Consider the following 11490-nt stretch of genomic DNA (forward strand, 5'->3'; position numbering starts at 1 on the left):
GTGTATAGTATGGTCCTCGCCGCTGCCGCAGTACGCCGGTACCCTGCGTTATATTGACCTGATGGCCGGCAGAAAGCCGCATGTAATGACGGCCTATAAGAATAACATGGGCAAGGAGGTAGCTATTCACTATACACCCTCCACCTACTTTTATTTGCAGGATAAAAAAGCGGGCATGCCCTGGATCACGCAGCTGCCATTCCCCGTGCAATGTGTAAGTAAGGTGGAAGTAATGGACCAGGTGCAAAGAACGCGCTTTACCAGCCAGTATACCTACCATCATGGTTATTACGATCATGCAGAGCGGGAGTTCCGCGGTTTCGGCCGGGTAGACCAAACAGACACGGAAGATTTTGAGCAGTATAAAAAGCTTTCTAACCCCAATGGCAGTGTGCAGCTGGTAGATACCGGCTTTCACCAGCCGCCGGTGCTCACTAGAACCTGGTACCACACCGGCGCCTTCTTAGATAAGGAAAAGATCTTCAACCAGTTTGCCGGGGAGTATTACAAGAACAATAGTGTGGCAGAGCATACCTTGCAGGACCCTGCTTTACCCGCTGATCTTACGCTGGATGAATGGCGGGAAGCCCTGCGCGCCTGCAGGGGCATGCCGCTGCGTACGGAAGTATATACACCGGATGGCAGCGCGCAGCAGGGTGTACCGTATACAACTTCCTTTCACAGCTGCTTTATTCAATTTTTACAACCGCGCCTGCAAAACCAGTATGCAGTATTTAAAGTACAGGAAAGCGAGGTGCTCACGTACACCTATGAACGAAACCCTGCTGACCCGCGTATTACTCACAGCATGACGCTTGAGGTGGATGAAACCGGCAATGTGCTCAAAGCAGCCGCCATCAGCTACGGCAGAAAAACAACCAACGCTGATCTTACCGCCACAGAGCAGGCAGCGCAAAGCAAAACACTCATCGTGTTTTCAGATAATAAGGTTACCAACAAAATTGATACAGATACTGATTACCATTTACCATTACCCTGTGAAGCATTAACCTGGGAAATTACCGGCCCGGATCCTGCGGCCGGTAATTACTTTACCATCAACGAAATAAAGAATGCCTTTACAACAGCAGCCACTATTCCTTTCCATGCCCTGCCAACACCCGGGAAAACAGAAAAGCGGCTCATGGTGCATACCCGTTCCCTGTTGATGAAAAATGACCTGAGCGGGCCGCTGCCTTTAGGCGTAATGGAATCCCTGGCATTACCGTATGAAACCTACAAGCTGTCCTTAACGCCCGCGATGCGCGATCTTATTTTTGGAGATAAGGTAAATGATGACCTGCTGTTACAGCAGGGTAAATATGTACACCAGAACGATGATAACTACTGGATCCCCGGAGGCACGCAAACCTTTGATGCCGCACACTTTTACCAGGCCACTACTTTAACAGATCCTTTCGGGTATAAAGCACAAATAGTTTACGATGCTGCCTATCATTTTTTTGTGCAGCAAACCACGGATATGCTGGGCAGCAAAAGTGAAGTAGCCGGTTTTAACTACCGCACTTTGTCGCCATACCTGATGCTGGACATAAACGGTAACCGTACCGGCGTACGTACAGACGAGCTGGGCCTGGTGATCAGCAATTTTGTAATGGGCAAGGAAAATGAAAATAAGGGTGACCAGATGGACACCACTACAGCAGAAGCTTCCGCCAATGACCAGCCCTCCATGTTCATAACATATGACCTGACCAATTACCAGGATAACGCTAAACCTAACTACGCAAAAACTACGGTTCGCGAAACACATTTTCACGACAGCCCGCAATCCATTACCCAAACTGCTTATGCCTATGTTAACGGCAGCGGGCAAACGCTGATGCAAAAGATCCAGGCCCCGCCAGGCATAGCCCTGCAGGAAAAGCCGGATGGCGCCGTGGTGGAGGTGGATACTACGCCCAACCTGCGCTGGATAGGCAACGGCCGCACTATAATAAATAATAAGGGCCTGCCGGTAAAACAGTATGAGCCTTACTTCAGTGCAACCTTTGAATATGAGGATAATAAAGAGCTGGTGGAAAGAGGGGTATCGCCCATCCTGTATTATGATTCCGCAGGGCGGTTAATCCGCACAGAGCAGCCGGATGGTACCTTCTCAAAAGTGGAGTTTGACCCCTGGATGGAGCGCAGCTTTGACCGCAATGATACGGTGCTGGAAAGCCAGTGGTATAAAGACCGCATCACCACGCCGCTGCCCGCGATCGCTACCCCGGAGGAGATAGCCGCCGCCAATAAAACCGCCGCGCATGCCAATACACCTGGTGTCACTCACCTGGATGCACAGGGCGTTACCTTCATCACAATAGCCGATAACGGTACAGACGGGAAATATAAGACCACCAGTTTAAAAGACCTTGCAGGCAATGTGCGCAGCATTACAGACGCCCGCGGCAATATAGTGATGCAGTATAAATACGATATGCTGGGTGCACAGCTGTACCAGCTAAGCATGGATGCCGGTGAGCGCTGGACCATTAACGATGTAATGGGTAAGCCCTTAAAGAACCTGGACAGCCGCGGCCACCAGTTCCGTTATGAATACGATACACTGCATCGCCCAATAAAAACATTTTTGCAAACAGCTGCTGCAGCAGAGATCTGTACAGAGAAAACCCTTTACGGCGAAGGCCTGCCAAACGACAAGCAGTTAAACCTTCGCGGTAAACCCTGCCAGCATTTTGATAGTGCAGGGATGGTTACTAACATCAGCTTTGACTTTAAAGGCAACCTCTTACAATCCACCCGCCAGCTATGCAATGAGTATAAAACCAGTATTGACTGGAATACCAATGCAGCGCTGGAGCCTGCAACATACACCTATGCCTCTGTGTTTGATGCGCTGAACCGCGCCATAAAAGTAACAGCCGCAGATCAAAGCATTATTATACCGGCTTTCAATGAAACAGGTCAGCTCAGTAAGCTGGATGTGCAGCTGCAGGGAGCAGCCGCCAAAACAACGTTTATAAAAACCGTTACCTACAATGCCAAAGGGCTGCGGGATAGTATTGCCTATGGCAATAGCACCGCCACTGCTTACAAGTACGATCCTCTTACACAACGGATCACGCAGATCCAAACCACGGGTAAGAACGGAACAGACCTGCTGCAAAAGCTGTTGTACACCTACGATCCGGTTGGCAATATTACCACGATCAAAGACAATGCACAGCAAACCATTTTCTTCAACAACAATGTGGTAAACCCCGGCTGCGATTATACGTATGATGCGGTGTACCGGCTCATTAAAGCAAGCGGCAGGGAACACATAGGGCAAAATCAGCCCGCATCGCCTTTTGATGAAAGCCGTATTAACTTGCCGCAACCCGGCGATGGCGCAGCCCTGCGTAATTACAATCAAAGTTATGCCTATGATGCAGTAGGCAATATCCTGCAAATGATCCATGCGGCAGGCGCCGGCAGCTGGACAAGAACCTACAGCTATGAAACCGGCAATAACCGCTTACATAGCCAAACAACCGGCGGCAGTACAGAAACATTTGCCTATGATGAGCATGGCAACATTACAGCCCTGGCGCATTTACCTTCATTAACCTGGGATGATAAGGATGAATTAAGACAGGTCAACCTGGGTGGGGGAGGTACCGCTTATTATGTATATGACAGCAGCGGGCAGCGCATCCGCAAAGTAATTGAGCGGCCGGGCGGAATAAAAGAGCAGCGTTTATACCTGGGCGTTATTGAGCTGTTCCAGAGAACAGATAATGCCAATAAGGTGCAGGAAGCAATAGCCACCCTGCATATAATGGACAGCGGCGCACGTTTGGCCATGGTTGAAACCAGCACTGTAATAGCCGGCGCCGCAGCATTCGGGCAATTAACCCGCTACCAGTACAGCAATCACCTGGGATCAGCCGCGCTGGAGCTGGATGAAAATGCAACGGTTATTTCTTATGAAGAATACCACCCTTACGGCACTACAGCCTATCAGGCTATGAACGCCGCTATCAAAGCAGCGAATAAGCGTTACCGTTATACCGGTATGGAAAGGGATGAGGAAACCGGTTTGCAATACCATGGCGCGCGCTACTATTTACCCTGGCTGGCCAGGTGGCTGAGCGCAGACCCCATTGGCGTGAACGGCGGCATGAACCTGTACCGTTATTGCAGTAATAACCCGGTAGTACGAATGGATGTGCTGGGAACTGATGACAGCCAGTTCCAGTGGGCAGCAAGCGCAGAGGAAAATAAAGAACGGCATACGCGGCTCATAGGATTGATGAACATCCTTAACGGCCATATTTATTACCGCAAAAGCCAGATCAGGGATATACTTGCAAGGTTTGGAGATGATAAGGTATTGCTGCATTATGGGTTTGATACAGATGAATGGCATACCCAGATGGGCTTGCAGAAAAGCGTGATCAACGCCATCCGGGAATATGATGCAGCGTATCTGGCGCTGACGGTAGGCGCCGCTTCCATGGGCGTACCGGATGATAAAGCAGCAGCTGCAAAGGCAAAGCAGGAGGCCGACTGGCAGGCCAATGTGCGCGGCTATAATTATGTGACCGGCTCAGCGTTGGCTGGGGTAGCCTCGGGCATTGCAGGGATCTTTACAGACGACCCGGAAAAAATTGCCGGCGCAGCAGGTTTAGGCGCCGCAATAGAAGGTGCAGGGCTGCCCCTGGCTACCGGTATTGCAACAAAAGTAAGGGATAATGCCCGGCAGGAGCAGCAGCAGAAGGCAGAGGCAAAAGCGCGTGATCTGGTGGCGCCGTCGTCATCCGGCCAGCGCCCGTCGTCGCCCCCGAATCCCACTTCCGCCAACACCACTGCAGGCCAAACCGGCCCGGCTCCTAAGGGTGATATAAAAGACCTGAAATCTGCCGTTGATATTGGTGGTACACGCATTTTCTATGGCAATCCTCCCGGTGGAGCTCCGCCCATTGCTGCCTGTTTCAAGGGAAATAATATCACCTTTGATTCAGTAACAACCGCAAAAGGTGTTCAGTTGGTATTGGAACACCTGGAACGTGAGAATCCCGGCGCTCATGTATATGGAGGGTCCGGAACGCATGGTACCACAACGGGATACTGGACTGCAACGCATCCGAGCCCTAAGTTGGTGGAACCCCGGTTTTATGCCCAGGATGTATCTTCAATGGGGCAGGGTAAGTTGCCAGGCCTGGGTGCGCGTTTTGTATTTGATGTATCCAAACCGGCGCAGGCATCCTCATTCCTTAACGCAGAAAAAGCTGCGGAACAGGCTCCGCCGGGAACCGTATTTACCATGGCCAACTGGTGCTACAGCACTGCTAAAAAATAAGCGCAGGGGCGCCTGAACGTTATAATAACTATATTGCAAAAAAATCAGGCGCTCCTGTGTTAACTTTATCTGAGATCACCAACGGATCATTGATCCGTGTAAAAGGCAAAGATGTTATTTTCAGCTACGATCTGCTGACCACTACAGATGAGCATTCCCGCATTCTTACCACCAACCTCAATGGCGTAGCATACCTGGAAGCCGTACCCGTGCCCATTTCCGAGCCTTACCTGGTGCACTCCCTGGGCCTGGATAAGATAGATGCCTCCCATTATGTAGGCCGACTGCAGGAATATGTATTTGAATACGATCTGTGGGCCGATGTGCTTATTGTAAAACATGCAAAAGAGAGCTTCATTCTACCTTATGTTGCCGTACTGTTCGTACACGTCTTCCAGAAGATCATCAACGATTATATTATTCAATAACCGGTGATCACATTAATACCGCCGGGATTGGTAATTTGTAGATACCTTAGCAATACCCAAAAAATGCTTATCTATGAACGTAGCTCAATTACCATTCGGTATATTACTGTTAGGAGCACTGGCCGCCTGTAACAGTGGCCAAACATCTACCAACGGCAAAGATTCAACAGGCGCCAATCCCTTTTTTACAAAAAGCAGCCTGCCCTTTGAAGCGCCGGACTTTACAAAGATCAAAGATGCCGACTTTAAGCCTGCCATAGAAGAAGGTATTAAACAGCAGCAGGCCGAAATACAGGCCATTGCAGAGGATACCGCTGCACCCACCTTTGAAAATACACTGGTGGCATTGGAGAAAAGCGGAGCCTTATTAACCCGCGTCAGGAATGTATTTGACCTGCTGGCAGATGCCAATACCAACGACACGCTGGATAAGATAAGGGAAGATGAAGCCGCCGCACTGGCCGCCAATGATGATGCCATTTACCTGAACACAAAACTTTTCAAACGTGTACACGCTATTTACCAGGAGCGCGATAAGCTGAACCTGGATGCTGAATCCAAACGCCTGGTAGAATATTACCACCAGCAATTTGAAATGGCCGGGGCCAATTTATCCGATGCAGATAAAGCAATTGTAAAAAAGCTGAACCAGGAAAGGGCATCGCTCAGCGTAGCCTTTAATGGCAAGGTAATGGCCGGTACCAAAGCCGGGGCATTAGTGGTGAGTGATAAAGCGGCACTGGCCGGTTTAACGGACGATGCGCTGGCCAACGCCGCGCAGGCAGCCAAAGACCGTAAGCTGGATGGTAAATGGCTGCTGCCCTTACAGAACACTACCCAGCAGCCAGCCTTACAATCTATAACAGACAGGCCTACACGGCAGGCGCTCTTTAACGCCTCCTGGACACGCAACGAGAAGGGAGATTCCAACGATACCCGCCAGCTCATTATCCGCCTGGCAGGCATCCGGGCGCAAAAAGCGCAGCTGCTGCACTTTAAGAACTATGCAGCCTATAACCTGCAGGACCAGATGGCTAAAACCCCCGAAGCAGTAACCGCTTTCCTGGCAAAGCTGGGACCTGCCGCCACGGCCAAAGCCAAACAGGAAGCCGCCACCATCCAGGCGCTTATTGACCAGAAAGCCAAAGGCATACAGCTGGCTCCCTGGGACTGGAACTATTATGCAGAGCAGGTACGCAAAGCGCAGTACAACCTGGACGACAACGAGATCAAGCCTTACTTTGAAATAAATTCAGTGCTTACCAATGGCGTGTTCTATGCCGCACATTTATTATACGGGCTGGATTTCAAGGAACGGCACGATCTGCCCGTGTACCAAAAGGATGTGCGTGTGTTTGATGTAATAGACCAGGATGGAAAACAGATCGGCCTTTTTTACTGCGACTATTTTAAGCGAGATAACAAATCCGGCGGTGCATGGTGTAACAACCTGGTAGGGCAATCTAAATTGCTGGGTAAGCAGCCGGTCCTCTACAACGTGTGCAACTTCACCAAACCTGCACCGGGCCAGCCAGCGCTCATCAGCTTTACAGATGTAAGAACCATGTTCCATGAATTTGGACATGCGCTGCATGGCTTTTTCGCGTCCCAGCAATATCCCGCCATTTCCGGTGCGCAAACTGCCCGCGATTTTGTGGAGTTCCCCTCCCAGTTCAATGAGCATTGGGCCATGGATCCAAAAGTGTTCAGCAATTATGCAAAACATTATAAAACCGGTGAAGCAATACCGCAGCAGCTGGTAGATAAAATAAAAAAAGCAGCCACCTTTAACCAGGGTTATTTATTAACCGAAGCGCTGGCAGCAGACGCTATTGATATGGCCTGGCATACGTTGCCTGCAGATTCCGGCGCATGGCCTAAAGATGTGGATGCTTTTGAAGCCGCCGCTTTACACAACGCCGGGCTGGATCTGCCGCAGGTGCCGCCCCGCTACCGTTCCAGCTACTTTTTGCATATCTGGTCAAGTGGATATGCATCCGCCTACTACGCCTACGCCTGGACGGAAATGCTGGCGCATGACGCTTACTCCTGGTTTGAGGAAAATGGCGGTTTAACACGCGCCAACGGGCAGCGCTTCCGGGATATGATCCTCTCGCGCGGTAATACGCTGGATTATGGCAAAATGTTCAGGGATTTCCGCGGGCACGATCCGGAAATAGGGCCGCTGTTAAAGAGCCGGGGATTGAAGTAAACAGCATTTAGCTGTTAGCTATTAGCTGTTAGCAAACACCCAATAGCTAATAGCTAATAGCTAAAGGCTAACAGCTAACAGCTAACAGCTACTCTGCTACCGGAAACGCTACAATCCTCACCTTGGTGCATCCATACGGCACCAGCGTAATTTTTTGTATGGTGCTATCTGTTTTGCCTTTATAAAAGCCGTTGCGGTCTGTTACAGGTTGATAGGCTACTCCGTTCACCGCTTCCCAGCCCGGCAGGCGTTTAGCCGGCGCCGTGATCTGCAGGGGAGCATGTTCCAGGTTCCATATAAAATCATTGCCCGCAGGTTTTACTGTGCTGAACTGTAATTGTTCCGCCGGTTTTTCTACTGAAGCCCGCAGTAATGCATAGTTCCAGGCTCCCTCAGGGTACACGCTCAGGTAATCGCCTTCTTCTGCATCCGTTCCTTTTTCCCATTTTTCGCTGAGCTTTAATGCATATACCAGTGGCCCTCTTTCTACTGAGCGGGAATTACGGCCCCATACCGTGGTGGTTATTTCCATGGGCAGCTGTAAGCTAAGCTGGTCGCCATTTTTCCAGGTACGGTTTACAGTAGCTATTTCCCCGCCTTTGGCATGTTGCAAGGGCTGCCCGTTCAATAGTAAGGTAGCTTCCTTGCACCATCCGGGAATGCGCAGCTGAAAAGGGAAGGCAGCTGCTTTCGGCATGCTTAGCTCAAAACGTACCTGCTCTTCAAAAGGGTAGCTGGTTACTTCGTTAATGGTAACAGCCGTGCTGTCTTTACCCGCTTTAACAGTCAAACGGTTAGGCGCATACGCTAATGCCGCTATACCGTTGCCGGCCGTGGTATACCACAGGTGCTGCGTGAATTTTGTCCAGCCCTGGTGCATATTAGCCAGGCAGCAGGTGTATCCGCTACGCATACCCAGCACATTACACATTTCCCGGTTAAAGGGCAGGGAGAAATCAAAAACACCTCTGCTGATCTGCACCTGGTTAGCCACCTGGAAATACTGTTTGTTATTATAATCATCCGTGGTTTGTGTGGGCAGGGCATTAAACGCCATTTTTTCCAGCGCATCCATGTAAGGCACTTCACCGGTAATGCCAATAATGTTTTCCAGGGAATACATGGCTTCTACTATAGCGCATAGCTCCACGCCCTGCGTAGGGTCGTTACCGTTCAGGTCCTCATCGCCGGAAAAAATACCCATGGGCAGGCCATGCACGGTCATAAGGTCGTGCCAGCCGGTTTGCAGGTTATGCAGGTAGTTCTTATTGCCGGTGCGCTGGTAGTTAATGGCCGGCGCTTTCAGGCCCATGGCCACATTCACGGCATGGCGTTTCATCCAGTCGTCCATATCGCGGTAAGTAGTGGTGCTGATCATCCAGTCCCGGTTACCCATCCAGCTGGTCCAGGCAAAGGATTGTGATTCCAGCAGCTCTGCCAGCTGCAGCAGTTTTGCATCGTGTGTTTTGGTGTACAGCCATTGCGCTATCATCACATTCTCAATACCGCGGGAGGTAGCCCATTCCGTCCATTTACCCAGCGGTGCTGTTTTCAATGCCTGCAGCTGGTAGTGGAAGTACCGGGTCATAAAAGGCAGTACCCGCGGGTCTTTTGTGGCAGTGTAATATTGCTGCAGCACTTTTAGCATCACCATTTTAGGCCACCAGTCCTCACCATCAGCGGCATGTTGCGCATCAAGGGTAATATGCTGTTCCCGTTCTGCTTTTGTAAGCGGGCCAAAATAACCGGAAGGGCGTTGATGGTCCAGTGTCCAGTTCACATAGCGCAGCACTTTTTCCTGCAGGGTTTTATCATCCAGCAGGTAGGCCAGTGGCAGCGCACCATCCAGCCAGTACGGTGTTTCCTCCCATCCATCGCCCTTTCCACCCAGCCAGCCGTTATCCTGTTTCACTTTTTTGTATACTTCATCCAGGTGGCCTGAAGTACCGTTCCGCATAATCACCAGCTGGTTGCGCAGCCATCCTGATGGCTGTATAGCGCCCAGTGGCAGCTCCCGGTAGATGGGTGCAGTGTAAGCGGTTTTTGTTTGCGCAAAAGTTCCCGGTGCTAAAGCAAGCAGGGAAATACTATAGGTTAATAACTTTTTCATAGCTGTTTTGAAGAGTATACAGTCAACGTTGAAGGTAATATCGATAAATATTTTCGTAAATATTTCGCATTTTTACAGCAATTATCTGCAAATCGTTTTACACCTATGGCCGCTGTCATCCTGATCATCTTATCCATCGTCTGCATCCTCATCGCAGGCATCATCGTCCGTATTAACCTCCAGTCAAAGGAATGGAGCAGTTGGGATGATTGATACTACAGCCGTGCACGCTCGTGGTGGAATGATTGTTGAAGCATTCCACATATATGATTCCAAAAGAGCACCAAAACAATACCTCGCACGTATTTTATAAAGAAGCCTTGCTGCACCTGCAGGAGAGCGGCGTACCCTTTATGCTGGGTGGCGCCTTTGCCATGTTCCACTACACCGGCATTTACCGTGATACCAAGGACCTGGATATTTTTTGTGCACCTGCCGATTACCCGGCCATCCTGAAGCTGTTTGCAGCGAAGGAAGGGTACCGCACAGAGTTAACGGACGTTCGCTGGCTGGCAAAAGTGTTTAAAGGCGAATATTTTGTTGATATCATCTTTGCTTCCCCCGCTAACATCTTCCATATGGACGATAGCTGGTTTGAGCGCGCCCCTGAAGCGGAATTTGTAGGCGTAAAAGTGAAATTATTACCGCCGGAAGAGCTGATCTACTGTAAGATCTATGTGCAGAACCGGGAGCGGTTTGATGGCGCAGATATCAATCACGTCATACTCAAATATGGGAAAGAGCTCAACTGGCAGCACCTGCTAACCCGCCTGGATCAGCACTGGCATTTACTGCTGTCGCAGCTGGTTAATTTCCAGTTCGTGTACCCCGCAGATCACCGCGACATTGTTCCCAAATGGCTGCTGGATGAGCTGATCAGGAGAGCGCAGGAACAATATGAGCTGCCCCCGCCCGTAGAACGGGTTTGCCGCGGGCCCATGATAGACCAGACGCAGTACCAGGTAGATGTAAAAGACTGGGACTATAAATCGTACACCATTAAAACCGTATAGCATGGCAACACGAATTGCAGCAGTAGGCGATATTCATGTACGTGAATCGGACAAAGGAAATTGGATCCCGTTTTTCCAGGAAGTATCCCAAAAGGCCGATGTGCTGCTTTTATGCGGCGACCTTACAGATACCGGTGATGAATCCGAAGCGCAGGTGCTGGTAGAAGAGCTGAAAGCCTGCACCATTCCCGTAGTGGCCGTATTAGGCAATCATGATCATGAAAAAGGCCGTCATAAGCTGATCCGGCAGATCATGCTGCAGCGCCATAATGTAACGGTGCTGGATGGGGAAGCTGTGGTGATCCAGAATGTAGGTTTTGCCGGTATCAAAGGTTTTGGCGGCGGGTTTGATAACCATATGCTGTCATTTTTTGGCGAAGGCGCTATGAAAGCTTTTGTACAGGAAACCGTAGAAG

Annotated in this window: 6 protein-coding genes; 5 read left to right on the plus strand and 1 reads right to left on the minus strand. The window is 50.2% G+C overall.

The genetic code is table 11. The features are described 5' to 3' along the window. From VIM87_RS17405 to dcp, 3 genes are all read left to right on the plus strand, one after another. Positions 1–5311: toxin TcdB middle/C-terminal domain-containing protein (locus VIM87_RS17405; protein WP_331998231.1), on the plus strand; the 5311-nt coding region annotated here is incomplete at its 5' end. A 56-nt stretch (positions 5312–5367) separates the two neighbouring features. Beyond that, the gene (locus VIM87_RS17410) at positions 5368–5739 is read left to right on the plus strand and encodes a hypothetical protein (protein ID WP_331998232.1); all 372 of its coding nucleotides are present in this window, start codon (positions 5368–5370) and stop codon (positions 5737–5739) included. Positions 5740–5812: 73 nt separating this feature from the next. Then, on the plus strand, positions 5813–7951 hold the full coding sequence (dcp, locus tag VIM87_RS17415) for a peptidyl-dipeptidase Dcp (RefSeq protein WP_331998233.1): 2139 nt from the start codon (positions 5813–5815) through the stop codon (positions 7949–7951). Between the two features lie 88 nt (positions 7952–8039). Here the strand turns inward: dcp and VIM87_RS17420 are convergent, their stop codons facing one another. Beyond that, entirely contained in the window at positions 8040–10061 is a 2022-nt protein-coding gene (locus VIM87_RS17420; protein WP_331998234.1) for a beta-L-arabinofuranosidase domain-containing protein, read from the minus strand. Positions 10062–10327: 266 nt separating this feature from the next. Here VIM87_RS17420 and VIM87_RS17425 point away from each other — a divergent pair, with 266 nt between their 5' ends. Both VIM87_RS17425 and VIM87_RS17430 read left to right on the plus strand, forming a co-directional pair. Next, complete coding sequence (locus VIM87_RS17425; RefSeq protein ID WP_331998235.1) at positions 10328–11074, plus strand: nucleotidyltransferase; 747 nt, start codon at positions 10328–10330, stop codon at positions 11072–11074. 1 nt (position 11075) lies between these two features. Continuing rightward, positions 11076–11490: metallophosphoesterase family protein (locus VIM87_RS17430; protein WP_331998236.1), on the plus strand; the 415-nt coding region annotated here is incomplete at its 3' end.

It is taken from the genome of Chitinophaga sp., from assembly GCF_036569125.1.
Taxonomy (GTDB): domain Bacteria; phylum Bacteroidota; class Bacteroidia; order Chitinophagales; family Chitinophagaceae; genus Chitinophaga.

Bases quoted from the DNA above. Each gene is read 5' to 3' on its own strand.
- VIM87_RS17425 (WP_331998235.1), top strand. From the start codon at position 10,328: ATGATTCCAAAAGAGCACCAAAACAATACCTCGCACGTATTTTATAAA.
- dcp (WP_331998233.1), top strand. From the start codon at position 5,813: ATGAACGTAGCTCAATTACCATTCGGTATATTACTGTTAGGAGCACTG.
- VIM87_RS17420 (WP_331998234.1), bottom strand. From the start codon at position 10,061: ATGAAAAAGTTATTAACCTATAGTATTTCCCTGCTTGCTTTAGCACCG.